Source organism: Roseivivax lentus, from assembly GCF_900156805.1.
Lineage (GTDB): Bacteria > Pseudomonadota > Alphaproteobacteria > Rhodobacterales > Rhodobacteraceae > Roseivivax > Roseivivax lentus.
The window spans coordinates 52,267-76,771 of sequence record NZ_FTOQ01000015.1; the positions used below are offsets into that span (position 1 = coordinate 52,267).

The following is a 24,505-nucleotide window of genomic DNA, read 5'->3' on the forward strand; positions in this document are numbered from 1 at the left end:
CAAGACCGGCCCTTGTCGAAGAATTCACCACAGGGCGGCGAAAATGCTGCATGTGCAAAATGAACTTGCGTGCAGCGCAGCAATTTTATACCGGTTGGCGCATCCGAATTGAAACTTCCTTAGCCTAACGGAGGCTCGCCTCATGTCCTTCCGCATCCAGCCCGCGCCGCCCGCCCGGCTCAATCGCTGCCAGCTCTTCGGCCCCGGCTCGCGCCCCGCCATCTTCGAGAAGATGGCCGCCTCGGCGGCGGACGTGATCAATCTCGATCTCGAGGATTCGGTGTCGCCGGACGACAAGCCCGCCGCGCGCGCCAACATCATCGAGGCGATCGGCGATGTGGATTGGGGCGACAAGACCCTGTCGGTGCGCATCAACAGCCTCGATACGCCGTTCTGGTATCGCGACGTGGTCGACTTGCTGGAACAGGCCTCCGAGCGGCTCGACCAGATCATGATCCCGAAGGTCGGCAATGCCGCCGACCTCTACGCGGTGGATGCGCTCGTCACCGCCATCGAGGCCGCGAAGGGCCGCAAGAAGAAGATCGCCTTCGAGGTCATCATCGAAAGCGCCGCCGGCATCTGCCACGTTGAGGAGATCGCCGCCGCCACGCCACGCCTGCAGGCGATGAGCCTCGGGGCGGCGGATTTCGCGGCCTCCATGGGCATGGCCACCACCGGCATCGGCGGCACGCAGAAATGGTATTACATGCACCATGAGGGCGTGAATTACTGGTCCGACCCGTGGCACTGGGCGCAGGCCGCCATCGTCGCCGCCTGCCGCACCCATGGCGTGCTGCCGGTCGACGGCCCGTTCGGGGATTTCTCCGACGACGAGGGCTTCCGCACCCAGGCGCGCCGGTCGGCGACGCTCGGCATGGTGGGCAAATGGGCGATCCATCCCAAGCAGGTGGCGCTGGCCAACGAGGTCTTCACGCCTTCGGAGGACGCCGTCGGCGAGGCGCGCGAGATCCTGTCGGCCATGGAAGAGGCCACCGCCCGGGGCGAAGGCGCCACGGTCTACAAGGGCCGGCTCGTGGACATCGCCTCGATCAAGCAGGCCGAGGTGATCGTGCGCCAGGCGGAGATGATCGGGCTCTGATCCTGCCCCCCGCTTCTTGAAGATCGGGTCCGGCGCCCCTGGCACCGGGCCCGTCGGGGGCGCTGCCCCGCCGCCTTTGTCGCTTTGACCAATGGCACACCACTGACGGCCCCCCAAGGTATTTCAATTCCGGTCATGACAGGCTGTCGCGCCCGGGGCGTCACGGCGGGACGCCGTGGGATGGCGCTAGCTGCCGTCGCGCTCCTGGCGAAGCCGATTGAAATACTCCACCCGCTTTTTCAGGTCGCGCTCGAAGCCGCGCTCCACCGGCTGGTAGAAATCCGGCCGCGCCATGCCGTCCGGGAAATAGTTCTGCCCGGAAAAGGCATCCTCCTGATCGTGGTCATAGGCATAGCCCGCCCCGTAGCCCTGCGCCTCCATCAGCTTCGTCGGCGCGTTCAGGATATGCTTCGGCGGCGGCGCGGAGCCGGTCGACTTGGCCGCCTTGCGCGCGGCCTTGTAGGCGGCGTACCCCGCATTCGACTTCGGCGCGAGCGCGAGATAGGTCACCGCCTGGGCCAGCGCCAGCTCGCCCTCGGGCGAGCCGAGCCGCTCGTAGATCTGCCAGGCCTCGAGGCAGCGCGCCTGCGCTTCGGGATCGGCGAGCCCGATATCCTCCACCGCCATCCGGGTGATCCGGCGCGCCAGGTAGCGCGGGTCCTCGCCGCCCTCGAGCATCCGCGCGAACCAGTAGAGCGCCGCATCCGGATCCGAGCCGCGGACCGATTTGTGCAGCGCCGAGATCAGGTTGTAATGCCCGTCGCCCGACTTGTCGTATTGCGCCGCGCGCCGCATCAGCCGTTGCGACAGCGCCTGCCGGTCGAGCGGCGCCGCGAGCCGCCAGGCGGCGATCTGTTCGACGAGATTGAGAAGCGCGCGGCCATCGCCGTCGGCCATCTCGATCAGGCTCGCCCGCGCGCCCGCTTCGAGCGGCAGCGCCGCGCCCAGCTCCGCCTCGGCACGGGCGATCAGCGCCTCGAGATCCACCTCCGACAGCCGATCCAGCACCATGACCTGCGCCCGGCTCAACAGAGCCGCGTTCAGCTCGAAGCTCGGATTCTCCGTGGTCGCGCCCACGAGCAGGATCGTGCCATCCTCCATATGCGGCAGGAAGCTGTCCTGCTGCGCCTTGTTGAAGCGGTGGATCTCGTCGACGAAGAGCAACGTGCCGTGGCCCGAGCGGCGGCGCAGCCGGGCGGCCTCGAAGACCTTCTTCAGCTCCGCCACACCCGAGAAGATCGCGCTGATCTGCACGAAATGCAGGTCGGTCTCATGGGCCAGAAGCCGCGCGATGGTGGTTTTGCCGACACCGGGCGGCCCCCAGAACACGATGGAGCCGAGCGCTCCGGCATCGAGCATGACGCGAAGAGGCCCGTCCGGGCCGAGGAGCTGCGCCTGCCCGATGACATCGCCGAGGCTGCCGGGCCGGATCCGATCCGCCAGGGGTCGCGGTGCGCGCCCCTGCGGCGCAGCATCGCCCGCATCGCCGCCAGTGTCGAAGAGATCCGCCATCAGCTGCGGAACCTGAGCGCGAGGCGGCGCCCGCCGCGCAGGATGTCGATCTGGATCTGCGGCGCGGCGCGCTGCAGAAGCGGCGCGATCTCCGCCGGCCGGTCCGGCACGCGCCCGTCGATGCCGAGCAGGCGGTCGCCCCGGCGCAGCCCCGCCCGCATTCCCCAGGGCCCCGGATCGAGCACGACCAGCCCCTCGGCGCGCAGATCGAGCGCCATCTCCTCGGCGAGCGCCGGATTGATCCGCGCGACGACGAGGCCCGGCAGCACGCTGCCCTCGCCCAGCGACACGGTCTCGCGCGCGGGCGTCTCGGGCGCGGCGATCAGCGTCACCGGCAGGGTCCGCACGTCGTCGCCGCGCGCCACGCGCACCTGCATCTCGGCCCCGATGCCGCGCACCGCCATGTGGTAGATCATCTCGGACGGCGTGTGGACCGGCGTGCCATCCGCCGCCTCGATCACGTCGCCCACCGCGATGCCCGCCGCGGCGAAGGGCGAGAGCGGATGCACATCGGCGATCAGGATGCCGACCGGACGGCTCTGCCCGAGGCTTTCGGAGAGATCCTGATCCACCGGCTGCCCGGTCAGCCCGGCCCAGGGCCGCACGAAGCGATCCGCCCCCGCCTCGGCCTGCGCCACGAATTGCGCCACCAGCGCCGCCGGAATCGCGAAGCCGATGCCGTTCGATCCGCCCGACCGGCTCAGGATCGAGGTGTTCACCCCGATCACCCGCCCGGCGACGTCGATCAACGCCCCGCCGGAATTGCCGGGATTGATCGGCGCATCGGTCTGGATGAAATGGCCCCGCGCATTGCCCGTGGCCGCACCCGACCGCGCCAGCCCCGACACGATGCCGGAGGAGACGGTCTGCCCGACGCCGAACGGGTTGCCGATCGCGAGAACCAGTTCGCCCACCTCGACCGGGTCGTCGCGGCGCAGGGGCAGGAAGGGCATGTCCTCCGCCCCTTCCAGCTTCAGGATCGCGAGGTCCGCCTCCTCGTCGCCCAGCAGCACCTCGGCGCGGTACTCGCGGCGGTCGTTCAGCACGACGCGGATGTCCCGGGCCTCGCCGACGACGTGGTAATTCGACACCACGATCCCGTTTGCCGACAGGATGACGCCCGAGCCCAGCGAGTTCTGCACCCGCGGCCGCGTCGGCGCGAAATCGCGAAAGATGCTGCCGAAGAAGGGATCGTCGGCGAAGGGCGAGCGCCGCTCGACGATGCGGCTGGCATAGATGTTCACCACCGCCGGCGCGGCCTGCCGAACCAGCGGCGCGAAGGTCAGGCGGATCTCGCCCGGGCTCTGCGGCACCCGTTCCTCGGCGCCGAGAGGCGCTGCCAGCATCAGCAGGATGGCAAGGATGACGCGCATCGGACGGGCTCTCATGACAGGTACGGAACAGCCAAGGGACAAAAGGGACGGGGTCGGCGCGGCGACGGAAGAAACCGGGCCGGCTGCGCCCCCGTGCCCCCCGATATGTCGGCGCGGGGGCATGATTGCAAGCATCCGGGCCGCCGCTGCCCCGCCTGCCCTTGCCTCTTTGACAAATACCGCCGGGGGTGAATTGGCCGCAGGCCAAGAGGGGGCAGCGCCCCCTTCCCCGACCGCCGCGACGCAACAGCGCGATATCTCGTGGCCGCCGCCCCCGCAGGGCCGAAATGGCGCTTTGGTCCGCCCCGGAAAGATGCTCTTGTCGGACCGGACGCGGCCGTGACGCGTCACCGGACGCAGCGGGGCCCCATGATCCGAAGCAAGCTCACCTTCACCTTGCGCAAGCTGCGCGAAAGGCTCTGGATCAAGCCGCTCGGCTATGCCGTGATGGCCGTCGCCGCGACCTTCGTGGCGGAGATGGCCGACGTCCTGCCCTTCGCGCAACTCGCGCCGGATATCAGCTTCGAGACGCTGGAAAAGCTGCTGACCGTGATCTCGGCCAGCATGCTCGGCGTGGCGACCTTCGCGGTGGCCTCCATGGTCTCCGCCTATGCGTCGGCCAGCAGCAGCGCGACCCCGCGGGCCTTCGTGCTGGTCGTCTCCGACGGCGTCTCGCAGACCGCGCTGTCGAGCTTCATCGGCGCGTTCATCTTCAGCATCGTCGGCATCATCGCGGTCAAGGTCGAGTATTTCGACGCGACCGGGCGCTTCGCCATGTTCCTGATCACGCTGGCGGTCTTCGCCTGGGTGATCCTGACCTTCGTCCGCTGGGTCGACAACATCGCGCGGCTGGGCCGGATGGGCAACACCATCGAAAAGGTCGAGGCCGCGACCCGCGATGCCTTCGCGCAATGGAAGCCCTGGGCGCCGCTCTCGGCCAGGCCCGCCAGCGACGGGGCGCCCTCCGGGACCGACCTGCACGCCGAGACCATCGGCTTCATCCAGCATGTCGATATCGCGGCCCTGCAGGCCTGGGCGGAAAAGCACGACAGCGTGGTGCATCTGAGCGCGCTGCCGGGCGCCTTCGTGACCGCGCGCCGACCGCTTCTGACCGCCGAGACGCCGCCGGGCGGATCGCGTCCCGACATGGACGGGCTGCACGACGCCTTCGTGCTCGCACAGCGCCGCAGTTACACGAGCGATCCGCGCTTCGGCCTGATCGTCATGTCCGAGATCGGTTGCCGCGCCCTGTCGCCCGCGATCAACGATCCGGGCACCGCCATCGACATCGCGGTCCGGATGGCGCATCTGCTGCGGGACTGGAGCGTATCCCCCCCGGAGGAGGACCGTGCGGCGCCGGAGTTCGACCGGGTGCGCGTGCCCGCGCTGGCGCCCGAGGACCTGCTCGACGACGCCTTCGCCGCGATCATCAAGGACGGTGTGGGTTCGGTGGAGCTGGACATCTGGGTCCAGAAATCGCTGGGGCTTCTGGTCCAGGAGGCCGCGCCGGAGCTCGCGCGGACGGCAGCGTCCCGCGCCCGCCAGGCGCTCGACCGGGCCGAGAGCGACCTGAGCTTCCCGCCCGATATCGACCGCGTCCGCCGCGCCCACCGGAGCGCGGTCGAGGGCGCCGGGGCGCGCGCGTCCTAGCACCGCCCACTGGGCCCGCCGACGCAAGCGCGGGCCCGCTGTCGCCAAACCTGAAAGCGCACAAACGAAAAACCCCGCCGGGCGGACCGGCGGGGTTTCAAAACGTAAAGTGGCGGGCGGATTACTCCGCGTCGGCAGCCATTTCCTCGGCGGCGGCGCGGGCCTTGTCCGCGGCGCCTTTCGCCTCGGGATCGCGATCCACAAACTCGATGATCGCCATCGGCGCCATGTCGCCATAGCGGAAGCCGGCCTTCAGGATGCGGACATAGCCGCCCTGACGCTCGGCGTAGCGGGGGCCGAGGATGTCGAACAGCTTGGCGACATGCATGTCCTGCTTGAGCTGCGATGCGGCCTGGCGGCGCGCGTGCAGGTCACCGCGCTTGCCCAGGGTGACGAGCTTCTCGATCACCGGGCGCAGTTCCTTGGCCTTGGGCAGGGTCGTCTTGATCTGCTCATGTTCGATGAGCGAGCCGGCCATGTTCGCAAAGAGCGCCTTGCGGTGCTCATGGGTGCGGTTCAGGCGGCGATAGCCTTTTGCGTGACGCATGGTCTTTCTCCTTTTGCCCTCTACGGGCGGTTTTGCTTTGTCCGGGACCCGATGCGTGTCAGGTCCTCACCTTGGGGCCTATGCCCGGTAGTTCCCCTGTCGGGGGTGTCCCCCACCCTGCAAGCGCGTCGCGGGATGGGGGGATGTCGTGTGGATCAGAACTGATCTTCCATCTTCTTCGAGAGATCCTCGATGTTCTCCGGCGGCCAGTCCTCGACATCCATGCCGAGATGCAGACCCATGCCCGAGAGCACTTCCTTGATCTCGTTCAGCGACTTGCGGCCGAAGTTCGGCGTGCGCAGCATCTCTGCCTCGGTCTTCTGGATGAGATCGCCGATATAGACGATGTTGTCGTTCTTCAGGCAGTTCGCCGAACGCACCGACAGTTCCAGCTCGTCCACCTTCTTCAGCAGAAGCGGGTTGAACTCGAGACCGTCATCGTCGTCCTGACGCTGGGCGCTTTCCGGCTCGTCGAAGTTGACGAAGACCGAGAGCTGGTCCTGCAGGATGCGCGCCGCGTAGGCGATGGCATCTTCGGGGGTGACAGAGCCATCGGTGTCGATCTTCATCGTCAGCTTGTCATAGTCCAGAACCTGACCTTCGCGGGTCGGCTGCACGTCGTAGGAGGCGCGCTTGACCGGCGAGTAGATGGCGTCGATCGGAATGAGACCGATGGGCGCGTCCTCGGGCTTGTTCTTGTCGGCGGACACGTAGCCTTTGCCGGTGTTGACCGTCAGCTCCATGTAGAGATCCGCGCCGTCGTCGAGGTGGCAGATCACGTGCTCGCGGTTCAGGACCTCGATGCCGTTGGTTTCGGAGATGTCGCCTGCGGTGACGACGCCCGGGCCCTTCTTGGAGATCGAGACGCGCTTCGGCCCCTCGACTTCCATCTTCAGCGAGACGGCCTTGAGGTTCAGCACGATATCGGTCACGTCCTCGCGCACGCCCGCCACCGAGGAGAACTCGTGCAGCACGTTGTCGATCTGGACGCTGGTGATGGCCGCGCCCTGAAGCGACGACAGGAGCACGCGGCGCAGCGCGTTGCCGAGCGTGAGACCGAAGCCCCGCTCCAGCGGTTCGGCGATCAGCGTCGCGGTCTTGGCGGGATCGTTGCCCGGCTTGACCTCAAGCTGCGTCGGCTTGATGAGCTCGGCCCAATTCTTATGGATCATGTATGACCTCCATTCCTGTCCTGGCCCCATGTCCGAAAGGTCCAGGACGCCCGAGGTGAAGTAAAACGGCGAACCGGGGCCGCGCGCGTGGCACGACCCCGGACGTAGAAATCAGTTCTCAGACGCGGCGGCGCTTGGGCGGGCGGCATCCGTTATGCGCGATGGGCGTCACGTCGCGGATGGACGTGATGTTGAAGCCCGCAGCCGCCAGCGCACGCAGCGCGCTTTCGCGGCCGGAACCGGGGCCCTGCACCTCGACCTCGAGGGTCTTGACGCCGTGCTCCTGGGCCTTGCGGCCCGCATCCTCGGCGGCCAGCTGGGCGGCGTAGGGCGTGGATTTCCGCGACCCCTTGAAGCCCATCGTGCCGGCGGAGGACCATGCGATCGCATTGCCCTGCACGTCCGAGATGAGAACCTTGGTGTTGTTGAAGCTGGAATTCACATGGGCGACGCCAGCTGCGATGTTCTTGGAGACCTTCTTCTTGGCCCCGCGACGGGTATCTCGTGCCATAGCTCGTGCCCTCCCTTATTTCTTCTTGCCGGCGATGGCTTTCGCCGGACCTTTGCGCGTGCGCGCATTGGTGTGGGTACGCTGACCGCGCACGGGGAGGTTGCGGCGATGACGCAGACCGCGGTAGCAGCCCAGATCCATCAGACGCTTCACGTTGATCTGCACTTCACGGCGCAGGTCGCCCTCGACGGTGTAGTTCGCGTCGATATGCTCGCGCATGGCGACCACTTCGCTGTCGCTCAGCTCGTTGATGCGACGGCTCTCGTCGATGTTGACGGCGGCGCAAATCTCCTTCGCGGAGGTGTTGCCGATACCGTGGATGTAGGTGAGTGCGATGGGCACCCGCTTGTTGGTCGGGATGTTGACGCCGGCAATACGTGCCAAGTCTCTGTTCCTTTTCGTTGCGGTTCCGTCGTTCCAGAACCTTTTTTCACAACTTCGGGCCCGGGAATGCCGCGGCAGGCGGGCCTAAGGTCGATCAGGTGGTCATGCGGCCGAAAAACGGACGCGCAATAGCGAATCTCTCGGTAGGAGATGCCGGTGGGTAGTGCCATTTGACCGGTGGGTCAAGACCCTCGGGCCGGGCAGTGGCGCTGTGGCGAAAAAGGGCCGGAGAGGCCCTTTTTCATTGGTCGGAGCACGTGCCGGATCAGCTGTCCAGAACGCGCGCCATTTCCGCCTGGACCTCGGCGATCTCGCCCAGACCGTCGACCACGGACAATTGTCCCTTGGCGTAGTAATAGCCGATCAGCGGCGAGGTCTTCTTGTAATATTCCATGAGCCGCTGCTTGAGGCTGTCCTCATTGTCATCCGCCCGGCGCTTGAATTCCGCCTTTTCGCCGCAGCTGGTGCAGACACCGTCCTCGGGGATGGGCTTGGTGATGTCGTTGTAGACTTCGCCGCAATTGCCGCAGGTCGAGCGGTCGGTGATCCGCTGCACGAGCGCGCTGTCATCGACGCGCATCTCGATCACCGCGTCGAGGGTCTCGCCCTGCTCGGTCAGCAGATCCGCCAGGGCGTCGGCCTGCGCCAGCGTGCGCGGGAAGCCGTCGAAGATGAAGCCCGCGGTCTTCTCGCCCTCGAGCTTCTCGCGGATGAGGCCGATCACGATCTCGTCGGTGACCAGCTCGCCCTTGGCCATCACCTCGGCCACGACCTTGCCCATCTCGGTGCCCGAATCCTTCGCTTCGCGCAGCATGTCGCCGGTCGAAAGCTGGGTCATGCCGCGGGTCTCGACGAGGTGGCGCGCCTGCGTGCCTTTGCCGGCGCCCGGGGGTCCTAGGAGAATGATGTTCATCGGCGCTGGGGTCCCCTGTTCTTGCGGCCCTTACCCTTACCACGCAGCTGCGATTTCTGGATGAGACCTTCGTATTGATGGGCGAGCAGATGGCTCTGCACCTGCTGGATCGTGTCCATCGTGACGCTGACCACGATCAGCACCGAGGTGCCGCCGAAATAGAACGGGATGGCGAACTGGCTGCGGACGATCTCGGGCAGAAGGCAGACGAAGGTCAGGTAGGCCGAGCCCAGGACCAGCACGCGGTTGACCACGTATTCGAGGTATTCCGCGGTCCGCTTGCCCGGACGGATGCCCGGCACGAAGCCGTTCTGGTTCTTCAGGTTGTCGGCCACGTCATCGGGTTTGAACGAGACGTTGAAGGTGTAGAAATACGCGAAGAAGATGATCATCGCCGCGAAGAACAGCAGGTAGAGCGGCTGCCCGGGCCCGAAATAGGCCAGCACGGTCGACATGATCGGCCCGGTATCCTGGCCCGAAAAGGTCGAGATGGTGACCGGCAGCAGCAGCAGCGAGGAGGCGAAGATCGCCGGGATCACGCCCGCCGGGTTCACCTTCACGGGCAGGTGGCTGTTCTGCGCCTCGGTCATCTTCATGCCGACCTGGCGGCGCGGATACTGGATGGTGATCTTGCGCAGCGCGCGCTCCATGAACACCACGAAGGTGATGACCGCGATCACCATGACGATCACGCCGATGATGACGGCCGGGCTGATGGCACCCGAACGGCCGGAGGCGAAGAACTGCGCCAGCGCCGCCGGAACCTCGGCAATGATGCCCACGAAGATGATGAGCGAGATGCCGTTGCCGATGCCGCGCGCGGTGATCTGCTCACCGAGCCACATCAGGAACATCGTGCCGCCCACCAGCGTGATGACGGTGGAGGCCTGGAAATAGAGGCCCGGATTGGTCACCAGATCACCCGCTTCGAGCGATACGGCGAGGCCGTAGGCCTGGAAGGTCGCCAGCACCACGGTGCCGTAGCGGGTATACTGGTTGATCTTCTTGCGGCCCTGCTCGCCCTCTTTCTTGATCTGCTCCAGCGCCGGGACCATGGAGGCCAGAAGCTGGATGATGATCGAGGCCGAGATATAGGGCATGATGCCGAGGGCGAAGATGCCCATCCGCCCCAGCGCACCGCCGGTGAACATGGTCAGGATGCCGCCGATCCCGGCCTGGGCGCCTTCCATGAATTCACGCAACGCCAGCCCGTCGATCCCCGGAACCGGGATGAACGTGCCCAGACGAAAGATGCAGAGGAGCATCAGCGTGTAGAAGATGCGTTTGCGAAGATCGGTGGCCGAGGCGAGCGCGGACCAGCTCGTATTCGCGGCCATTTGTTCGACAGCAGATGCCATGAAGCGGTCTCTCTTTTCAGACGAACGCCGCCCCGAGCCATGTCCGGCTTGAGGCGGCGTCGGAAAACTCTTGAGTGATGTAGTTGGCGCGCGGGCCGCCTACAACCTTATTCGGCCGCCTGAGCCGTCTTGAGCGCGCCACCGGCCTTCTCGACCGCGGCGACAGCGGACTTCGACGCACCGGTCACGTCCAGCGTCAACTTAGAGGTGATGTCGCCCTTGGCGAGCACGCGGATGCCGTCGAGCTTGCGGCGCACGAGGCCCGAGGCCACCAGCGCGTCTTCGTCGATCGTGGCGGAGGCGTCGAGCTTGCCCGCGGCGATGAACTTCTCGATCAGGCCGAGGTTCACGACGGCGAAGGACTTGCGGTTCGGCTTGTTGAAGCCGCGCTTGGGCAGACGCTGGTAGAGCGGCATCTGGCCACCCTCGTAGCCGTTGATGGCCACACCCGAGCGGGACTTCTGGCCCTTGATACCCCGGCCACCCATCTTGCCGAGACCGGAGCCCGGGCCGCGGCCCACGCGCTTCTTGCGTTTCGTGGCGCCGTCGTTGTCGCGCAGTTCGTGCAGTTTCATATCGCTTCTCCTAAAGCCGGATACGGTCCCCGAAGCGAATTGGACCGAACGCGGCATATGATTGTTGGTCAGGCGATCCATCCGGATCACCGGGGGCGTATAGACGCGGATCGAGGCGGGATCAAGCGGTCGCGCTGGAAAACGCGCATGACGCGTTTTCGCCGATTTCCGCACGCGGAAATCGCGCCGCGCGTCACGGAAAACGCCGGCCTGCTAGGCCCCTGCGCGTCGCGACCGGGCCGCCGCGCCCGAAAAGTCCTCGAAGGACTTTTCCGCGATCTCTTCGCAAGAGATCGCCCGCGCCCACGAAAAACGCCCGCCGGTGAGGGCGGGCGTCCGTAAGTTGCGCGAGAGGCGGGCTCAGCCGCGCTCTTCGACGATCTCCACCAGATGCGGGATCTTGCGGATCATGCCGCGCACCGAGGGGGTATCCTCGAGCACGCGGGTCTTGTGCATCTTGTTGAGCCCGAGACCGATCAGCGTCTGGCGCTGCTTCTCGGGGCGACGGATCGGGCTGCCGATCTGCTTCACGACGATGGTCTTTGCCATGGGGATCAGGCCTCCTCAGCCACTTGGCTCGATTCCGCCGGCGCGTCGTCGCGCTTGGGCAGGATGTCGGCCACTTTCTTGCCGCGGCGCTGCGCGACCTGACGCGGGCTGGACAGCCGGGTCAGACCGTCGAGCGTGGCGCGGATCATGTTGTAGGGGTTCTGCGAGCCGTTCGACTTGGCGACGACGTCCTGAACGCCCAGCATTTCGAAGACGGCGCGCATCGGGCCGCCCGCGATGATCCCGGTGCCGGTCGGCGCGGTGCGCATGATCACCTTGCCGGCGCCGTGACGGCCCTCGACATCGTGATGCAGCGTGCGGCCTTCGCGCAGCGGCACGCGCATCATGTTGCGCTTGGCCTGCTCGGTCGCCTTGCGGATGGCCTCGGGGACCTCCTTGGCCTTGCCCTTGCCGAAGCCCACGCGGCCTTTCTGATCGCCCACGACCACAAGCGCCGCAAAGCCGAAGCGCTTGCCGCCCTTCACGGTCTTCGAGACGCGGTTGATCGCGACCAGGCGATCTGCGAATTCCGGTGCTTCGTCGCGGTCGCGACGGTTGCCCCGGCGGTTGTCACGTTCTGCCATCTGGCATTCCTTCCTTGCGGCGCATGGGCGCCTGTTCATCCAATCCTGGTGCCCGATCGCATGATCGGTGCCCGGATCATCGGAGGGGCGCGAACGCCCCTCGCCTGTCACTCTGTCCCGGCGGAAGGTGGGTTTTCACCCACCCTACATGCGGGCACCCTACATGCGGGCGCGACGATCGTAGGGTGGGTGAAAACCCACCGCCCCGATCAGATCTTCAGACCCGCCTCGCGCGCGGCATCCGCCAGCGCCTTGACGCGACCGTGGTAGAGGAACCCACCGCGGTCGAAATAGGCCTGCTCGACGCCCGCCTTCTTGGCGCGCTCGGCAATCGCGGCACCGACCTTTGCGGCCGCCTCCACGTTGTTCTTGCCGACGACGCCCAGATCCTTCTCGAGGGTCGAGGCCGAGGCCAGGGTCACGCCCTGCACATCGTCGATCAGCTGCACGCTGATGTTCTTGTTCGAGCGATGCACCGAGAGGCGCGCACGCCCGGCATTCGACTTGCGAAGTTTGCTCCGGACGCGCAGGCGGCGCTTCTGGAACAGATCTCTTTTGCTGTTTGCCATTTCCTGCGTTCCTTACTTCTTCTTGCCTTCCTTCTGGAAGATGTATTCGCCCTTGTAGCGGATGCCCTTGCCCTTGTAGGGCTCCGGCCGCCGCCAGTCGCGAATGTTGGCTGCCACCTGGCCGACCTGCTGGAGATCATGGCCTTCGACCGTGATTTCCGTGGGCTTGGCAGCGGTGACGGTCACACCGTCCGGAATGGGGAAGTTGACGTCGTGGCTCAGACCCAGGTTCAGCTTCAGGACGTTGCCCTGAACCTGCGCGCGGTAACCCACGCCCTGGATTTCCAGCTCTTTCTTGAAGGTGTTCTGCACGCCGTGGACGAGATTCGCCACGATCGTACGGGTCATCCCCCATTGCTGGCGCGCACGCTTGGACTTGCCGCGCGGCGTCACGGTCACGGAATCGTCCGCGATGGTGATCGTGACGTCGTCGGTCGCGGTGAAGCGTTGCGTGCCCTTGGGGCCCTTCACTTCGATCGTCTGACCCGACAGGGATGCGGAGACCCCCGAGGGCAGTTCGACCGGTGCCTTACCAATACGAGACATGCTCAGGTCCTCCTTAGAATACGGTGCAAAGCACTTCGCCGCCGACATTGGCTGCGCGTGCATTTGCATCCGACATCACACCCTTGGGCGTGGAGACGATGGAAACGCCGAGGCCCTGGCGGACCTGCGGAATGTCCGAGACGCCCATGTAGACGCGGCGGCCGGGCTTCGAGACGCGCTTGAGCTCACGAATGACGGGCGTGCCCTCGTAATACTTCAGGCTGATCTCGAGCGTGGCATGGCCGTTCGCATCGGTGCCGGTTTCGTAGCCGCGGATGTAGCCCTCGTCCGACAGGACATCGAGGACCCAGGCACGCAGCTTGGAGGCGGGCGTCGAGACGGTGGACTTGCCACGCATCTGCGCGTTGCGGATGCGGGTCAGCATATCGCCGATAGGGTCGTTCATCATGTCATGCCCTCCTTACCAGCTCGACTTGACCATGCCGGGAAGCAGGCCCTGCGAGCCGAGCTCGCGGAGCATGATCCGGCTGATCTTCAGCTTGCGGTAATAGGCGTGCGGGCGCCCCGTCAGCTGGCAGCGGTTGTGAAGCCGGGTGGGCGAGCTGTTGCGCGGAAGCTCTGCAAGCTTCAGCCGCGCCTTGAAACGCTCTTCCATGGGCTTCGATTCGTCGTTCGCGATAACTTTCAGCGCGGCGCGCTTCTCGGCGTACTTGGCCACGAGGCGCTGGCGCTTCTTTTCGCGTTCAACCATGGATTTCTTAGCCATTGGTCAAATCTCCTTAAGCGTTGAACGGCATGTTGAAATGCTTCAACAGCGCCTTGGCTTCCGCGTCGGTCTTCGCGGTCGTGGTGATGTTGATGTCCATGCCCCAGACCTCGTCGACCTTGTCGAAATCGATCTCGGGGAAGACGATATGTTCCTTGATGCCCATGGCGAAGTTGCCCCGGCCGTCGAAGCTGGGCTTCAGGCCGCGGAAGTCGCGGATACGGGGCATCGCGATCGTCACCAGACGGTCGAGGAATTCATACATCTTCGCATGGCGCAGCGTGACCTTGGCACCGAGCGGCATGTCCTCGCGGACGCGGAAGCCCGCGATGGACTTCTTGGCCTTGGTGATCACGGCCAGCTGACCGGCGATCTTGGTCAGGTCTTCCTGAGCCGATTTCGCCTTCTTGCTGTCGCGAACGGCTTCTGCGCCGCAGCCGATGTTCAACACGATCTTGTCGAGACGCGGGATCATGAGGTCGTTCGTGTAACCGAACTCTTCCTTCATCTTCGCCTTGATCTCGGTGTCGAAGAGCGCGCGCATGCGCGGGGTGTAATTTGCGGTATCGAGCATCAGATCACGTCCCCCGTGGTCTTGGCGAAGCGGACCTTCTTGCCGTCTTCCTCGCGGAAGCCGACGCGGGTCGCCTTGCCGTTCTTGTCGACGATGGCGAGGTTCGACAGATCGATGGGCATCGCCTTGGGCTGGCGGCCGCCCTGGCTCGTCTGGCTCTGGCGGACATGGCGGATCGCCATGTTCAGACCATCGACCACGGCCTTGCCGGCCTTCGGGTCGACCGAGGTGATCTCGCCCTCTTTGCCCTTGTCCTTGCCGGCAAGGACGACGACCTTGTCACCTTTGCGGAGTTTCGCAGCCATTACAGCACCTCCGGAGCAAGCGAGATGATCTTCATGAAGTTCTTCGCCCGCAGCTCGCGCACGACCGGCCCGAAGATACGGGTGCCGACCGGCTCGCCCGCATTGTTCAGGATGACGGCGGCGTTGCGGTCGAAGCGGATGGCGGTGCCATCTTCGCGACGAACTTCCTTGGCGGTGCGCACGACGACGGCCTTGCGGACATCGCCCTTCTTCACGCGGCCGCGCGGGATGGCTTCCTTCACCGAGACGACAATGATGTCGCCGACGGAGGCGTATTTACGCTTGGAACCACCCAGGACCTTGATGCACTGAACTCGGCGTGCGCCGGAGTTGTCAGCGACATCCAGATTGGTCTGCATCTGGATCATGTGGTTTCTCCCGACCTTTGGGGGCTGTTCTCGTTAGCTCCCCCAGGGTTTCGCTAAAACCGGGTATGTGAGCGCCTTACTCGGCGATCACCTCCCAGCGTTTGGTTTTCGACTTGGGTGCGCATTCGATGATGCGCACGGCGTCGCCGACCGCGAATTTTTCCGCCTCGTCGTGAGCACGGTACTTCTTCGACTTCCGGATCGTCTTCTGCAGCACGGGGTGCTTGAAGCGGCGCTCGACCGAGACCGTCACGGTCTGGGCGTTCGCCGTCGAGGTCACGGTGCCTGAGAGAATACGCTTGGGCATGGGTCCGTCCCTCTTATTCTGCGGAGGCCGCGGCTGCCGCGGCCTTCTCGTTGAGCACGGTCTTGACCCGTGCGACGTCGCGGCGCACGGTCTTCATGCGCGCGGTGTTCTCCATCTGACCGGTGGCCTGCTGGAAGCGCAGGTTGAAGGCCTCTTTCTTGAGCTGGACAAGCTGGTCCCGGAGTTCGTCCGGGGTCTTGTCACGGAGGTCGCTGGCGTTCATGTCGCCCCTTTCTGTCAACATCACCGGAGAGCCCCTGCCTGCATGTACAGGGTCACCCTGATTCCGGTGGAGTCCGTGGATGAGAGGGCCGCATACAAGGGAAGCGGCGCGTTGGCAAGTCCCCTGAGCCAAGGGAATTGCGCCACTGCGCTGAAGTCATTCGTCCCGGCGTAGCAATCGTTCCCGAAACCAGACTTCCAAGCCTTCGAAACCGATGTCCTTGGTTGCGACAGCAACCACCAGATCGTCGATTGGTTCGTCGTCCGGAATGCCGAGGACATACCCGCTTCTTTCGATCAAGAGCTCGACCAGCAACCAAGCCGTGCGCTTGTTGCCGTCCACGAAACCGTGGTTGCCGACGATGCTCTCCATCAGCGCGGCCGCCTTGGCTGCCAGGGATTTATGATATCCATGGTAAGGGCGAGAGATCGCGGATTGGACCAATGACAGGTTCGAGATCCCGGCGCGGCCCTTGATCTTGATGGCGGCGTCGTGCGCATCGATCGCGTCGGCCAACGTGATCCGGTAGTGGCGCTTAGCGATCGGCCAATCGCTCCAAAGCGGAGCGACGACGTTCGACGACGTCCTCCAAGGTTTGATGGGAGACTTTTGAAGTCCGTGTCACACGACCCTTGGACACCACCGACACGAATTTACCAGTCTTGGCGTCACGTCGAATGCTGCCGCCCTTCACCGGAATTTCGACGATTTCCTTGTCTGAGCGCGCCACAATTTCCTCCACGCCGGCTACCCAAAACATATCAAGCTTTCTGAGGTGTTTTTCAAGAAATCCTTGGTCACTCCCACTTGTAATTAAAACTCACCGAGATCCGCTCGTCCTCGCTGGCATTCATCGGCACCTCGTGCCGCAGCCAGCTCTCCCACAGCAGCACGTCGCCCACCGCGGGGGCCACATAGACGAAGCTCTTCAGTTCCTCGCGCACGTCGCGCTTGCGCACCGGGGCGGCCATCATCATCGGCAGGCGCGGATCCTCTAGCTTCAGAGCCGAGGTCCCCTCGGGCATCGCCACATAGGTCGTCCCCGAGATCACCGAATGCGGGTGAATATGGCTCGAATGAAACCCGCCCTCGGGCAGGATGTTGATCCAGAGATCCTCGAGCACGAGGCCCTTGTCGCCCAGATCGAAGCCCAGATCTTCCGCGAAGGCCGCCACATGCGCATCGAGCGATTTCACCATGTCGGCGAAGATCGGGAAGCGCCACGGCAGATCGGTCAGCGAGGCATAGGAGGTGTAGCCCGGATAATCGTTGGCCTCGCACCATTCCTGTCCCGCCTCGTCATCCTCGGCGATGGAATAGCACGACGCCTCGAGCTCGGCGGCATCGACGGCGGGGCCATGCGCGGCAAGCGGCGCCTGGTAGAGACGGGTTGCGAAAAGCGATCTGATCTGGGCCATGGCGGCCTTCTAGACAAGCCGCGCGGCGGTGGCGAGTCCTCCCGTCGCCGCGCGCGGTCGGGCATAAAGAAAATCTCAACCCGCCGCTGCTAGGTCTTTCCCGTCACCGATCCGGAAAGGACCGCATGTTCGCCGCCCTGCGCCATCTTCTGCTCACCCTCGTCCTCGCCTGCCTCGCCTTGCCCGCCCTGGCCAACGGCCTGCCGCTCTCCAGCGGGCTCTTTGCCGCCCGCGCGCCGCTTTTCGATGGGGCCGGCGGCAGCGATCCGGCCGCGGCGCGCGCGCCGGGCAGCCTCTTCGCCGATCAGCAGGGCACGAGCCTTTTTCGTCAGGTGGCGCGCGCGGCCCCGCTTTCTGCCTGGGGCGGCGGAGCGGCCGCGCGCCTGCGCCACCTGATCGCCGATGCGGAAGCGGGCTCCCGCGGCTATGACGCGGTGCAATACGGCGCCCGTATCCGCCCCGATCACCCGCCCTCGCAGATGACTATCGCCGAGATCTACGCCTGGATCGACCGCACGCCGGGCCAGCCCCACGCGATCGGCCGGTACCAGTTCATCCCGCCCACGCTGCGCCGCTTGGTGCGCGTTCTGCGGATCGACCCCGCCACGCAATTCTCGCCCGCGGTGCAGGACCGTCTGGCGGACCAGCTGCTGGAAGAGGCGGGCTTTTCCGACCTGCAGCGCGGCGCCCAGACGACCGAGGCGTTCATGCACAACCTCGCCAAGATCTGGGCCGGGCTGCCGACGGCCTCGGGGAAAAGCTATTACGAAGGCTATGCCGGCAACAAGGCCACGATGAGCTGGGACGAGTTCCGCGACCGGATGGATGCGATCTTCGCGAGCTAGGCGCGTGTGCCACGTCCTCCGCTCAGGCGCGGACCGGGCCTGAGGTGCGTGCAACGCGCTCCCCCTGCCCGTCTGATAGCTTGGGATGGACGCTCCCGGATCGACGCCCGAACCAGCGCACGGATGCGAGGATGCTCGGATATGCCGATGCTCCGATGCTCCGATGCTCCGATGCTCCGATGCTCCGATGCTCCGATGCTCCGATGCTCCGATGCTCCGATGCTCCGATGCTCCGATGCTCCGATGCTCCGATGCTCCGATGCTCCGATGCTCCGATGCGTCAAACGCGCCTCCGGCACCCATGCAAAGCAAAACGCCCCCGCCGATGATCCGGCAGGGGCGCTTCAGTCTTCGCAACACGCTCGTCAGAGCCGCGGCTTACCAGTCCTCGCGGACCACCACGCGGGTCTTGACCGGCAGCTTCATCGACGCAAGGCGCAGCGCCTCACGGGCGATGTCCTCGGCGACGCCGTCGATCTCGAACATCACGCGGCCCGGCTTGACCTTGCAGGCCCAGTAATCGACCGAACCCTTGCCCTTACCCATCCGCACTTCGGTGGGCTTCGAGGTGACCGGGGTATCCGGGAAGATCCGGATCCAGACCCGGCCCTGACGCTTCATGTGACGCGTCATGGCCCGGCGGGCAGCCTCGATCTGGCGCGCGGTGACGCGCTCGGGCTCGATGGATTTCAGGCCATAAGTGCCGAAGTTCAGATCGGAGCCGCCCTTGGCGACGCCCTTGATCCGGCCCTTATGCTGCTTGCGGTACTTCGTTCTTTTCGGTTGAAGCATCTGTCAAACCTCCTCAGCGCCGCGGGCCGCGGGGTGCGGGGCCGTCCTGCAGCTCCTGCGCCTTGCGGTCACGCGCCTGGGGATCGTGCTCCATGATCTCGCCTTTGAAGATCCAGACCTTGATCCCGATGATGCCGTAGGGCGTTTCCGCCTCGACGATGGCGTGGTCGATATCGGCGCGCAGGGTGTGCAGCGGCACGCGGCCTTCGCGGTACCATTCGGTCCGTGCGATCTCGGCACCGCCGAGACGGCCCGCGACGTTCACCCGGATGCCGAGCGCGCCCATGCGCATGGCGTTCTGCACCGCGCGCTTCATGGCACGGCGGAACGACACACGACGCTCGAGCTGCTGGGCGATGTTCTCACCCACGAGACGCGCGTCGAGCTCGGGCTTGCGCACTTCCACGATGTTGAGGTGCAGTTCGCTGTCGGTCATGCCCGCCAGCTTCTTGCGCAGCACCTCGATATCCGCGCCCTTCTTGCCGATGATGACACCCGGACGGGCGGCATGGATCGTGACACGGCACTTCTTGTGCGGACGCTCGATGATGATGCGGGCGACGCCGGCCTGCTTGCACTCTTCGTGGATGAAATCGCGCATTGCGAGGTCTTCCAGCAGGAGATCACCGTAGTCCTTGGTATCGGCGTACCAGCGGCTGTCCCAGGTGCGGTTGACCTGGAGGCGCATGCCGATCGGATTGGTCTTGTTACCCATTAGGCTTGCTCCTCGATCTGACGCACCTTGATGGTGATTTCCGAGAACGGCTTCATGATGCGGCCGAACCGGCCACGGGCCCGCGGACGGCCCCGCTTCATCACGAGGTTCTTGCCGACCCAGGCTTCCGCGACGATCAGCTCGTCGACGTCGAGGCCGTGGTTGTTCTCGGCATTGGCGATGGCCGATTGCAGACATTTGCGCACGTCGATGGCGACGCGCTTGTTCGAGAAGGTCAGATCGGTCAGTGCCTTCTCGACCTTCTTGCCGCGGATCATGGCTGCGACGAGGTTCAGCTTCTGCGGGCTGGTGCGCAGCATGCGCAGCTTTGCCATCGCCTCGTTGTCCGCCACGCGGCGGGGATTCTTATCCTGGCCCATGGCTTACTTCCTCTTGGCTTTCTTGTCCGCCGCATGCCCGTAATAGGTGCGGGTGGGGGAGTATTCCCCGAATTTCTGGCCGATCATGTCTTCGGACACATTCACCGGAATGTGCTTGTGACCGTTGTAGACGCCAAACGTCAGGCCCACGAACTGGGGCAGGATCGTCGAGCGGCGCGACCAGATCTTGATGACTTCGTTGCGCCCGGATTCGCGCGACGCCTCGGCCTTCTTGAGGACGTAGGCATCCACGAAGGGGCCTTTCCATACGGAACGTGTCATGACTTAGCGCCTCTTCTTGCGAGCGTGGCGCGAGCGCAGGATGAGCTTCTGCGACGCCTTGTTGGTGTTGCGGGTGCGCGCGCCCTTGGTGGGCTTGCCCCACGGGGTCACGGGGTGGCGGCCACCCGAGGTGCGGCCTTCACCACCACCATGCGGGTGGTCGATCGGGTTCATCACCACGCCGCGGACCGACGGACGCTTGCCCATGTGGCGCACGCGGCCGGCCTTGCCGAGGTTCTGGTTCGAGTTGTCGGGGTTCGACACCGCGCCGACCGTCGCCAGGCATTCCTGACGCACGAGACGCAGCTCGCCCGAGGAGAGCCGGATCTGCGCGTAGCCGCCGTCACGGCCGACGAACTGGGCATAGGTGCCCGCGGCGCGTGCGATCTGGCCACCCTTGCCGGGCTTCAGCTCGATGTTGTGGACGATGGTACCGATCGGCATGCCCGAGAAGGGCATCGCGTTGCCGGGCTTGATGTCGGCTTTCGCGCTGGCGATCACGCGGTCGCCGATGGCGAGGCGCTGGGGTGCCAGGATATAGGCCTGCTCGCCGTCGTCATACTGGACGAGGGCGATGAAGGCGGTCCGGTTGGGATCGTATTCGATGCGCGCGACGGTCGCGCCGACGTCGAACTTGTTCCGCTTGAAATCGACGATCCGGTAGAGGCGTTTCGCCCCGCCCCCGCGGCGGCGTGCCGTGATACGTCCGGTGTTGTTGCGTCCGCCCGATTTCGTCAGACCCTCGGTGAGGGCTTTGACGGGACGTCCTTTCCACAGCTCCGAACGGTCGATCAGCACCAGCCCGCGCTGGCCCGGCGTCGTCGGCTTGTACGACTTGAGTGCCATGCTTTCTGTCTTCCGTATATGCAGCCCGGCTTTCCCCGATCGGGAGCACCGCGCTTGATGTGATGAGGGACGGTTGCTGCCGTCCTTCGGATATAGGCCCCCGTAGGTGCCCGGTGGTATGGCTCTTGCGAGCAAACGCAAAGCCCCGGACGAATCCGGGGCGCTGCGGTTGGTGTGCGTTTAGGGAAGGATCGGCGGAGGGTCAAGCGCTGTAGGGGACTTCGTGTCCACGCTGCGCGACAGGATCATCTTCGCTCCGGCACCCGGCGGCGGCCGAGACCGCTATCGCGTCGCGCCTGAGTGTCCCCGCGCATCCCCGCCGCCGGGGAAACCGCCGCTAGATCGGCGGCCCCCACCGATAGGTCGGATCGTCTTCGGGCGCCGACCAGTAGAGCACGCCGCCCCAGCGCCAGGGATCGAGCACGATCCCTTCGTCCCGCGTCTCTCCGCGCGCCGAGATCACCGCCGAATGATGGATCACCCGGAACCCGCGCGGCGGCGAGGTCGACCAGTGCAGGGCCAGCGTCTCAAAGCGCTCCTGCCCCAGACGCTCCAGCATGGCGCGCGCCCAGTCGTTGCAGAGCCCCTTCTCCCGCAGCCCCTCCAGCACCTTGAAATTGTGCACGAGCGGCGGGTCCTCGACCTGCCAGTCCTCGGCCAGTTGCAACGGATAGGCATAGGCGATCTCGGCGGCACGCTGCGCCTCCGTGGGGTCCACATCGGGCCCCAGCGCGGCGATGGCCTGCGCCAAGGCCTCCGGGCCGCCCTGCCGGTCGGGCGGCGGGGCCGAACAGGCCGCCAGCGCCAGCACGAGGACGGTCAGCAGGGATCGCGCCAGATGTCTCATCGGGTCTCCATCGAATGCAAGGTCTCGCGGCCAGGGTAAAGATACGGCCTCGGGACCGCCATGGCCCCGCGCGCCGCCTCGGCGACATGCCGCACAGGAAAAGACCCCGGCCGCAGGCGCAGCCGGGGTCTTTCGAACTCTACAGGGCAGGCAGGTCGCCCGTCCAATCAGAGACCGGTGGTCACGTCGATCGTGTTGCCCTCTTCGAGCGTCACGTAGGCCTTCTTGACGTCCTTGCGCGTGCCGGGACGACCCCTGAAACGCTTGGTCTTGCCCTTGGTGATCGAGGTGTTGACCGCCTTGACCTTCACGCCGAACAGCGCCTCGACCGCGTCCTTGATCTGCGGCTTGGAGCTGTCGATGGCCACTTCGAAGACCACGGCGTTGTTCTCGGACGCCATGGTGGACTTCTCGGTGATGATCGGCTTGCGGATCACGTCGTAATGTTGTACGTTCGCGCTCATTTCAGACGAGCCTCCAGTGCTTCGACACCCGCCTTGGTGAGCACCAGCGTGTCACGCTTGAGGATGTCATAGACGTTTGCGCCCATGGACGGCAGCACGTCGAGGCCATCGATATTGGCCGCCGCACGGGCGAAGTTCTCGTTCACCTCGGCGCCGTCGATGACGAGCGCGCGCTTCCAGCCGCGATCCGCGATCATCTTGGCAAGGGTCTTGGTCTTGCCGTCCGCCTCGGCGGTGTCGATGATCACGAGCGAACCGTCCTTGAGTTTCGCGGACAGGGCCATCTTCAGGCCGAGTGCGCGCACCTTCTTGGGCAGGTCGTGGGCGTGGCTGCGGGGCGTCGGGCCCTTGTAGACACCACCCGAACGGAAGATCGGCGCCTTGCGGGAGCCGTGGCGTGCGCCGCCGGTGCCCTTCTGGCGATAGATCTTCTTGGTCGAGTAGCTGACCTCGGACCGGCCCAGCGTCGAGTGGGTGCCCTGCTGCGCCTTGTTGCGCTGCCAGCGGACGACGCGGTGCAGGATGTCGGCGCGGGGTTCGAGGCCGAAGACCTCGTCACCGAGCTCGACCGATCCGGCGGCGCCGCCGTCGAGTTTGATCACGTCGAGTTTCATTCCTCACCGTCCTTCTTCTCGGTGCCCTCGGCATCGGCCGCGATGTCGGCTTCCGCCTCTTTCAGGGCCGCTTCCTGTTGGGCTGCCTCTTCGGCCAGACGCGCCTCTTCAGCGGCCTTCGCCTCTTCTTCTGCGGCCTTGGCGGCTTCTTCAGCGAGACGCTTGGCTTCGTCGGCTGCCGACTTCAGCGCCGCGGGGAGAATGATGTTCTCCGGCGTGGGCTTCTTGACGGCGTCCTTGACGGTGACCCAGCCACCCTTGGCGCCGGGCACTGCGCCCTTGACCATGATGAGGCCGCGGTCGGCATCGGTGCGCACGACCTGCAGGTTCTGCGTGGTCACACGTGCCGCACCCATGTGGCCCGCCATCTTCTTGCCCTTGAACACCTTGCCGGGGTCCTGACACTGGCCGGTCGAACCGTGCGAGCGGTGCGAGATCGACACGCCGTGCGAGGCACGCAGGCCGCCGAAATTGTGCCGCTTCATGGCACCGGCAAAGCCCTTACCGATCGAGGTGCCGGAGACGTCCACGAACTGACCTTCGAAGTAATGGTCGGCGGTGATCTCCTCGCCGACATCGATCAGGTTCTCGGGCGCCACGCGGAATTCCGCGATCTTCCGCTTCGGCTCGACCTTGGCGGCGGCGAAGTGGCCCCGCATCGGCTTCGAGACGTTCTTGGCCTTCGCGGTGCCGCAGCCGAGCTGCACGGCCGCGTAGCCGTGGTGTTCGACGGTCCGCTGCGCCACGACCTGCAGCTTGTCCAGCTGCAGAACGGTGACGGGGATCTGCTTGCCGTCTTCCATGAAGAGCCGGGTCATGCCGACCTTCTTTGCGATCACTCCAGAGCGCATCATGATCTGCCCTCCTTAAACCTTGATCTCGACGTCCACGCCCGCGGCGAGGTCGAGCTTCATCAGCGCGTCCACGGTCTGCGGGGTCGGATCGACGATGTCGAGCAGCCGCTTGTGGGTGCGGATCTCGAACTGGTCACGGGACTTCTTGTTCACGTGGGGGCCACGCAGAACGGTGAAGCGCTCGATCTTGTTCGGCAGCGGGATGGGCCCGCGCACATCGGCGCCGGTCCGCTTGGCGGTGTTGACGATTTCCTGCGTGCTGGCGTCCAGCACGCGGTAGTCGAACGCCTTGAGCCGAATGCGAATGTTCTGGCTTTGCATAGGTCTGGCCTTATCTTGGCGCGTTTGAGTTGAGAGGAGGAGGCAGGACCACCCTGCCCCTTCATCGAACCGCTTCGGGCGTCCCGACCGAAGCGCCCCGGAGGTGATCCGGGGCCTCTTCGGGCCGTTGGCCCTGTTATGTCACGACCGCGCGGCATGCGCGGCCATCTGGGTCCCGGGGGGCGAGCCCCCGGGAAGACGCGATCGTCAGATCACTTGATGATCTTCGACACCACGCCGGAGCCGACCGTGCGGCCGCCTTCGCGGATGGCGAAGCGGAG

37 protein-coding genes are annotated in these 24,505 nt (G+C 65.4%); 3 read left to right on the forward strand and 34 right to left on the reverse strand.

The window, feature by feature from the left end; all coding sequences use genetic code 11:
• Nucleotides 1–142 precede the first annotated feature (142 nt).
• A complete protein-coding gene (locus BW990_RS17350) occupies nucleotides 143–1,099 on the forward strand; it encodes an L-malyl-CoA/beta-methylmalyl-CoA lyase (RefSeq protein WP_076450046.1) in 957 nt (318 codons plus the stop codon).
• 186 nt (nucleotides 1,100–1,285) lie between these two features.
• On the opposite strand, the gene BW990_RS17355 is transcribed toward BW990_RS17350, so the two are convergent.
• Complete coding sequence (locus BW990_RS17355; RefSeq protein WP_076450048.1) at nucleotides 1,286–2,611, reverse strand: replication-associated recombination protein A; 1,326 nt, start codon at nucleotides 2,609–2,611, stop codon at nucleotides 1,286–1,288.
• Nucleotides 2,611–3,984, reverse strand: coding sequence for a trypsin-like peptidase domain-containing protein (locus BW990_RS17360; protein WP_076450050.1), 1,374 nt, complete (start codon nucleotides 3,982–3,984; stop codon nucleotides 2,611–2,613). The genes BW990_RS17355 and BW990_RS17360 overlap by 1 nt, the downstream gene beginning before the upstream one ends.
• Before the next feature lie 369 nt (nucleotides 3,985–4,353).
• On the opposite strand from BW990_RS17360, the gene BW990_RS17365 reads away from it, so the two are divergent.
• On the forward strand, nucleotides 4,354–5,634 hold the full coding sequence (locus BW990_RS17365) for a DUF2254 domain-containing protein (protein ID WP_076450052.1): 1,281 nt from the start codon (nucleotides 4,354–4,356) through the stop codon (nucleotides 5,632–5,634).
• A gap of 121 nt (nucleotides 5,635–5,755) precedes the next feature.
• Here the strand turns inward: BW990_RS17365 and rplQ are convergent, their stop codons facing one another.
• The 21 genes from rplQ to BW990_RS17470 all read right to left on the reverse strand — a co-directional run bounded on the left by rplQ (nucleotide 5,756) and on the right by BW990_RS17470 (nucleotide 17,264).
• Nucleotides 5,756–6,181: a 50S ribosomal protein L17 gene (gene rplQ / locus BW990_RS17370; protein WP_076450054.1), complete on the reverse strand. Its 426-nt coding sequence runs from the start codon at nucleotides 6,179–6,181 to the stop codon at nucleotides 5,756–5,758.
• A 155-nt stretch (nucleotides 6,182–6,336) separates the two neighbouring features.
• A complete protein-coding gene (locus tag BW990_RS17375; protein WP_076450056.1) occupies nucleotides 6,337–7,353 on the reverse strand; it encodes a DNA-directed RNA polymerase subunit alpha in 1,017 nt (338 codons plus the stop codon).
• 118 nt (nucleotides 7,354–7,471) lie between these two features.
• Complete coding sequence (gene rpsK / locus BW990_RS17380) at nucleotides 7,472–7,864, reverse strand: 30S ribosomal protein S11 (RefSeq protein ID WP_076450057.1); 393 nt, start codon at nucleotides 7,862–7,864, stop codon at nucleotides 7,472–7,474.
• 15 nt (nucleotides 7,865–7,879) lie between these two features.
• Entirely contained in the window at nucleotides 7,880–8,248 is a 369-nt protein-coding gene (gene rpsM, locus BW990_RS17385) for a 30S ribosomal protein S13 (RefSeq protein ID WP_076450059.1), read from the reverse strand.
• Nucleotides 8,249–8,513: 265 nt separating this feature from the next.
• Nucleotides 8,514–9,161 (reverse strand): adenylate kinase, encoded by a 648-nt coding sequence (locus BW990_RS17390; protein ID WP_076450061.1) that lies wholly within the window; start codon nucleotides 9,159–9,161, stop codon nucleotides 8,514–8,516.
• The gene (secY, locus tag BW990_RS17395; protein WP_076450063.1) at nucleotides 9,158–10,519 is read right to left on the reverse strand and encodes a preprotein translocase subunit SecY; all 1,362 of its coding nucleotides are present in this window, start codon (nucleotides 10,517–10,519) and stop codon (nucleotides 9,158–9,160) included. Before secY ends, BW990_RS17390 begins: the two co-directional genes overlap by 4 nt.
• Nucleotides 10,520–10,626: 107 nt before the next feature.
• On the reverse strand, nucleotides 10,627–11,094 hold the full coding sequence (rplO, locus tag BW990_RS17400) for a 50S ribosomal protein L15 (RefSeq protein WP_076450065.1): 468 nt from the start codon (nucleotides 11,092–11,094) through the stop codon (nucleotides 10,627–10,629).
• A 360-nt stretch (nucleotides 11,095–11,454) separates the two neighbouring features.
• A complete protein-coding gene (gene rpmD / locus BW990_RS17405) occupies nucleotides 11,455–11,643 on the reverse strand; it encodes a 50S ribosomal protein L30 (protein WP_076450067.1) in 189 nt (62 codons plus the stop codon).
• A gap of 5 nt (nucleotides 11,644–11,648) precedes the next feature.
• On the reverse strand, nucleotides 11,649–12,227 hold the full coding sequence (gene rpsE / locus BW990_RS17410) for a 30S ribosomal protein S5 (protein WP_076450069.1): 579 nt from the start codon (nucleotides 12,225–12,227) through the stop codon (nucleotides 11,649–11,651).
• A gap of 209 nt (nucleotides 12,228–12,436) precedes the next feature.
• Nucleotides 12,437–12,796, reverse strand: a complete 360-nt coding sequence (gene rplR / locus BW990_RS17415; protein ID WP_076450071.1) for a 50S ribosomal protein L18 — start codon at nucleotides 12,794–12,796, stop codon at nucleotides 12,437–12,439.
• A gap of 12 nt (nucleotides 12,797–12,808) precedes the next feature.
• On the reverse strand, nucleotides 12,809–13,342 hold the full coding sequence (gene rplF, locus BW990_RS17420; RefSeq protein WP_076450073.1) for a 50S ribosomal protein L6: 534 nt from the start codon (nucleotides 13,340–13,342) through the stop codon (nucleotides 12,809–12,811).
• A gap of 13 nt (nucleotides 13,343–13,355) precedes the next feature.
• Nucleotides 13,356–13,748, reverse strand: a complete 393-nt coding sequence (rpsH, locus tag BW990_RS17425; RefSeq protein WP_076450120.1) for a 30S ribosomal protein S8 — start codon at nucleotides 13,746–13,748, stop codon at nucleotides 13,356–13,358.
• A 15-nt stretch (nucleotides 13,749–13,763) separates the two neighbouring features.
• Entirely contained in the window at nucleotides 13,764–14,069 is a 306-nt protein-coding gene (gene rpsN, locus BW990_RS17430) for a 30S ribosomal protein S14 (protein WP_076450075.1), read from the reverse strand.
• 13 nt (nucleotides 14,070–14,082) lie between these two features.
• A complete protein-coding gene (rplE, locus tag BW990_RS17435) occupies nucleotides 14,083–14,643 on the reverse strand; it encodes a 50S ribosomal protein L5 (RefSeq protein WP_076450077.1) in 561 nt (186 codons plus the stop codon).
• Nucleotides 14,643–14,948 carry a 50S ribosomal protein L24 gene (gene rplX, locus BW990_RS17440; protein ID WP_076450079.1) on the reverse strand — a complete coding sequence of 102 codons (306 nt, stop codon included), beginning with the start codon at nucleotides 14,946–14,948 and terminating at the stop codon, nucleotides 14,643–14,645. The genes rplE and rplX overlap by 1 nt, the downstream gene beginning before the upstream one ends.
• On the reverse strand, nucleotides 14,948–15,316 hold the full coding sequence (gene rplN / locus BW990_RS17445; protein ID WP_007427594.1) for a 50S ribosomal protein L14: 369 nt from the start codon (nucleotides 15,314–15,316) through the stop codon (nucleotides 14,948–14,950). The genes rplX and rplN overlap by 1 nt, the downstream gene beginning before the upstream one ends.
• 76 nt (nucleotides 15,317–15,392) lie before the next feature.
• Nucleotides 15,393–15,623: a 30S ribosomal protein S17 gene (gene rpsQ, locus BW990_RS17450; protein ID WP_076450081.1), complete on the reverse strand. Its 231-nt coding sequence runs from the start codon at nucleotides 15,621–15,623 to the stop codon at nucleotides 15,393–15,395.
• Nucleotides 15,624–15,636: 13 nt separating this feature from the next.
• Nucleotides 15,637–15,846 carry a 50S ribosomal protein L29 gene (gene rpmC, locus BW990_RS17455; protein ID WP_076450083.1) on the reverse strand — a complete coding sequence of 70 codons (210 nt, stop codon included), beginning with the start codon at nucleotides 15,844–15,846 and terminating at the stop codon, nucleotides 15,637–15,639.
• 156 nt (nucleotides 15,847–16,002) lie between these two features.
• Nucleotides 16,003–16,362 carry a type II toxin-antitoxin system death-on-curing family toxin gene (locus tag BW990_RS17460; RefSeq protein WP_076450085.1) on the reverse strand — a complete coding sequence of 120 codons (360 nt, stop codon included), beginning with the start codon at nucleotides 16,360–16,362 and terminating at the stop codon, nucleotides 16,003–16,005.
• A gap of 19 nt (nucleotides 16,363–16,381) precedes the next feature.
• The gene (locus BW990_RS17465) at nucleotides 16,382–16,606 is read right to left on the reverse strand and encodes a hypothetical protein (protein ID WP_076450087.1); all 225 of its coding nucleotides are present in this window, start codon (nucleotides 16,604–16,606) and stop codon (nucleotides 16,382–16,384) included.
• 37 nt (nucleotides 16,607–16,643) lie between these two features.
• The gene (locus BW990_RS17470; RefSeq protein ID WP_076450088.1) at nucleotides 16,644–17,264 is read right to left on the reverse strand and encodes a 2OG-Fe(II) oxygenase family protein; all 621 of its coding nucleotides are present in this window, start codon (nucleotides 17,262–17,264) and stop codon (nucleotides 16,644–16,646) included.
• Between the two features lie 125 nt (nucleotides 17,265–17,389).
• Between BW990_RS17470 and BW990_RS17475 the strand changes: the two genes are divergently transcribed.
• The gene (locus tag BW990_RS17475; protein WP_076450090.1) at nucleotides 17,390–18,109 is read left to right on the forward strand and encodes a lysozyme family protein; all 720 of its coding nucleotides are present in this window, start codon (nucleotides 17,390–17,392) and stop codon (nucleotides 18,107–18,109) included.
• A gap of 378 nt (nucleotides 18,110–18,487) precedes the next feature.
• Here BW990_RS17475 and rplP read toward each other — a convergent pair whose 3' ends face one another.
• The 11 genes from rplP to BW990_RS22580 all read right to left on the reverse strand — a co-directional run.
• Nucleotides 18,488–18,901 carry a 50S ribosomal protein L16 gene (rplP, locus tag BW990_RS17485; protein ID WP_076450092.1) on the reverse strand — a complete coding sequence of 138 codons (414 nt, stop codon included), beginning with the start codon at nucleotides 18,899–18,901 and terminating at the stop codon, nucleotides 18,488–18,490.
• A gap of 13 nt (nucleotides 18,902–18,914) precedes the next feature.
• Nucleotides 18,915–19,616 carry a 30S ribosomal protein S3 gene (gene rpsC / locus BW990_RS17490; protein ID WP_076450093.1) on the reverse strand — a complete coding sequence of 234 codons (702 nt, stop codon included), beginning with the start codon at nucleotides 19,614–19,616 and terminating at the stop codon, nucleotides 18,915–18,917.
• On the reverse strand, nucleotides 19,616–19,996 hold the full coding sequence (gene rplV, locus BW990_RS17495; protein ID WP_076450095.1) for a 50S ribosomal protein L22: 381 nt from the start codon (nucleotides 19,994–19,996) through the stop codon (nucleotides 19,616–19,618). The genes rpsC and rplV overlap by 1 nt, the downstream gene beginning before the upstream one ends.
• A 3-nt stretch (nucleotides 19,997–19,999) precedes the next feature.
• Nucleotides 20,000–20,278, reverse strand: coding sequence for a 30S ribosomal protein S19 (rpsS, locus tag BW990_RS17500; protein WP_076450096.1), 279 nt, complete (start codon nucleotides 20,276–20,278; stop codon nucleotides 20,000–20,002).
• A 3-nt stretch (nucleotides 20,279–20,281) separates the two neighbouring features.
• Nucleotides 20,282–21,124 (reverse strand): 50S ribosomal protein L2, encoded by an 843-nt coding sequence (gene rplB / locus BW990_RS17505; RefSeq protein ID WP_076450098.1) that lies wholly within the window; start codon nucleotides 21,122–21,124, stop codon nucleotides 20,282–20,284.
• Between the two features lie 337 nt (nucleotides 21,125–21,461).
• On the reverse strand, nucleotides 21,462–21,971 hold the full coding sequence (locus BW990_RS17510; RefSeq protein WP_076450100.1) for a hypothetical protein: 510 nt from the start codon (nucleotides 21,969–21,971) through the stop codon (nucleotides 21,462–21,464).
• A 167-nt stretch (nucleotides 21,972–22,138) separates the two neighbouring features.
• A complete protein-coding gene (locus BW990_RS17515; RefSeq protein WP_076450101.1) occupies nucleotides 22,139–22,435 on the reverse strand; it encodes a 50S ribosomal protein L23 in 297 nt (98 codons plus the stop codon).
• On the reverse strand, nucleotides 22,432–23,049 hold the full coding sequence (rplD, locus tag BW990_RS17520) for a 50S ribosomal protein L4 (protein ID WP_076450103.1): 618 nt from the start codon (nucleotides 23,047–23,049) through the stop codon (nucleotides 22,432–22,434). Before rplD ends, BW990_RS17515 begins: the two co-directional genes overlap by 4 nt.
• Nucleotides 23,046–23,903 (reverse strand): 50S ribosomal protein L3, encoded by an 858-nt coding sequence (gene rplC, locus BW990_RS17525; RefSeq protein ID WP_076450106.1) that lies wholly within the window; start codon nucleotides 23,901–23,903, stop codon nucleotides 23,046–23,048. Before rplC ends, rplD begins: the two co-directional genes overlap by 4 nt.
• A 12-nt stretch (nucleotides 23,904–23,915) precedes the next feature.
• Entirely contained in the window at nucleotides 23,916–24,224 is a 309-nt protein-coding gene (gene rpsJ / locus BW990_RS17530; protein ID WP_076450108.1) for a 30S ribosomal protein S10, read from the reverse strand.
• Nucleotides 24,225–24,436: 212 nt separating this feature from the next.
• The coding region (locus tag BW990_RS22580; protein WP_143526263.1) for an EF-Tu C-terminal domain-related protein at nucleotides 24,437–24,505 on the reverse strand (69 nt) is incomplete at its 5' end.

What these genes read in the sequence shown, in the direction of transcription:
- rpmD (WP_076450067.1), bottom strand. Translation starts at nt 11,643, where the DNA reads ATGGCAAAGACCATCGTCGTGAAGCAGATCGGCAGCCCGATCCGTCGC.
- rplR (WP_076450071.1), bottom strand. Translation starts at nt 12,796, where the DNA reads ATGGCAAACAGCAAAAGAGATCTGTTCCAGAAGCGCCGCCTGCGCGTC.
- rplX (WP_076450079.1), bottom strand. Translation starts at nt 14,948, where the DNA reads ATGGCTGCGAAACTCCGCAAAGGTGACAAGGTCGTCGTCCTTGCCGGC.
- BW990_RS17360 (WP_076450050.1), bottom strand. Translation starts at nt 3,984, where the DNA reads ATGCGCGTCATCCTTGCCATCCTGCTGATGCTGGCAGCGCCTCTCGGC.
- rpsK (WP_076450057.1), bottom strand. Translation starts at nt 7,864, where the DNA reads ATGGCACGAGATACCCGTCGCGGGGCCAAGAAGAAGGTCTCCAAGAAC.
- rpsC (WP_076450093.1), bottom strand. Translation starts at nt 19,616, where the DNA reads ATGGGTAACAAGACCAATCCGATCGGCATGCGCCTCCAGGTCAACCGC.
- rpsQ (WP_076450081.1), bottom strand. Translation starts at nt 15,623, where the DNA reads ATGCCCAAGCGTATTCTCTCAGGCACCGTGACCTCGACGGCGAACGCC.
- rplN (WP_007427594.1), bottom strand. Translation starts at nt 15,316, where the DNA reads ATGATCCAGATGCAGACCAATCTGGATGTCGCTGACAACTCCGGCGCA.
- BW990_RS17465 (WP_076450087.1), bottom strand. Translation starts at nt 16,606, where the DNA reads ATGTTTTGGGTAGCCGGCGTGGAGGAAATTGTGGCGCGCTCAGACAAG.
- rpsJ (WP_076450108.1), bottom strand. Translation starts at nt 24,224, where the DNA reads ATGCAAAGCCAGAACATTCGCATTCGGCTCAAGGCGTTCGACTACCGC.
- secY (WP_076450063.1), bottom strand. Translation starts at nt 10,519, where the DNA reads ATGGCATCTGCTGTCGAACAAATGGCCGCGAATACGAGCTGGTCCGCG.
- BW990_RS17475 (WP_076450090.1), top strand. Translation starts at nt 17,390, where the DNA reads ATGTTCGCCGCCCTGCGCCATCTTCTGCTCACCCTCGTCCTCGCCTGC.
- rpsE (WP_076450069.1), bottom strand. Translation starts at nt 12,227, where the DNA reads ATGGCAGAACGTGACAACCGCCGGGGCAACCGTCGCGACCGCGACGAA.
- rpsH (WP_076450120.1), bottom strand. Translation starts at nt 13,748, where the DNA reads ATGAACGACCCTATCGGCGATATGCTGACCCGCATCCGCAACGCGCAG.
- rplP (WP_076450092.1), bottom strand. Translation starts at nt 18,901, where the DNA reads ATGCTTCAACCGAAAAGAACGAAGTACCGCAAGCAGCATAAGGGCCGG.
- rplO (WP_076450065.1), bottom strand. Translation starts at nt 11,094, where the DNA reads ATGAAACTGCACGAACTGCGCGACAACGACGGCGCCACGAAACGCAAG.
- rpsS (WP_076450096.1), bottom strand. Translation starts at nt 20,278, where the DNA reads ATGACACGTTCCGTATGGAAAGGCCCCTTCGTGGATGCCTACGTCCTC.
- rplF (WP_076450073.1), bottom strand. Translation starts at nt 13,342, where the DNA reads ATGTCTCGTATTGGTAAGGCACCGGTCGAACTGCCCTCGGGGGTCTCC.
- BW990_RS17510 (WP_076450100.1), bottom strand. Translation starts at nt 21,971, where the DNA reads ATGAGACATCTGGCGCGATCCCTGCTGACCGTCCTCGTGCTGGCGCTG.
- BW990_RS17470 (WP_076450088.1), bottom strand. Translation starts at nt 17,264, where the DNA reads ATGGCCCAGATCAGATCGCTTTTCGCAACCCGTCTCTACCAGGCGCCG.
- BW990_RS17515 (WP_076450101.1), bottom strand. Translation starts at nt 22,435, where the DNA reads ATGAGCGCGAACGTACAACATTACGACGTGATCCGCAAGCCGATCATC.
- rplE (WP_076450077.1), bottom strand. Translation starts at nt 14,643, where the DNA reads ATGCTCGATACCGCAAATTACACCCCGCGCATGCGCGCGCTCTTCGAC.
- rplC (WP_076450106.1), bottom strand. Translation starts at nt 23,903, where the DNA reads ATGATGCGCTCTGGAGTGATCGCAAAGAAGGTCGGCATGACCCGGCTC.
- rplD (WP_076450103.1), bottom strand. Translation starts at nt 23,049, where the DNA reads ATGAAACTCGACGTGATCAAACTCGACGGCGGCGCCGCCGGATCGGTC.
- BW990_RS17365 (WP_076450052.1), top strand. Translation starts at nt 4,354, where the DNA reads ATGATCCGAAGCAAGCTCACCTTCACCTTGCGCAAGCTGCGCGAAAGG.
- rplQ (WP_076450054.1), bottom strand. Translation starts at nt 6,181, where the DNA reads ATGCGTCACGCAAAAGGCTATCGCCGCCTGAACCGCACCCATGAGCAC.
- rplB (WP_076450098.1), bottom strand. Translation starts at nt 21,124, where the DNA reads ATGGCACTCAAGTCGTACAAGCCGACGACGCCGGGCCAGCGCGGGCTG.
- rpmC (WP_076450083.1), bottom strand. Translation starts at nt 15,846, where the DNA reads ATGAACGCCAGCGACCTCCGTGACAAGACCCCGGACGAACTCCGGGAC.
- BW990_RS17390 (WP_076450061.1), bottom strand. Translation starts at nt 9,161, where the DNA reads ATGAACATCATTCTCCTAGGACCCCCGGGCGCCGGCAAAGGCACGCAG.
- BW990_RS17355 (WP_076450048.1), bottom strand. Translation starts at nt 2,611, where the DNA reads ATGGCGGATCTCTTCGACACTGGCGGCGATGCGGGCGATGCTGCGCCG.
- rpsN (WP_076450075.1), bottom strand. Translation starts at nt 14,069, where the DNA reads ATGGCTAAGAAATCCATGGTTGAACGCGAAAAGAAGCGCCAGCGCCTC.
- BW990_RS17375 (WP_076450056.1), bottom strand. Translation starts at nt 7,353, where the DNA reads ATGATCCATAAGAATTGGGCCGAGCTCATCAAGCCGACGCAGCTTGAG.
- rplV (WP_076450095.1), bottom strand. Translation starts at nt 19,996, where the DNA reads ATGGGCCAGGATAAGAATCCCCGCCGCGTGGCGGACAACGAGGCGATG.
- BW990_RS17350 (WP_076450046.1), top strand. Translation starts at nt 143, where the DNA reads ATGTCCTTCCGCATCCAGCCCGCGCCGCCCGCCCGGCTCAATCGCTGC.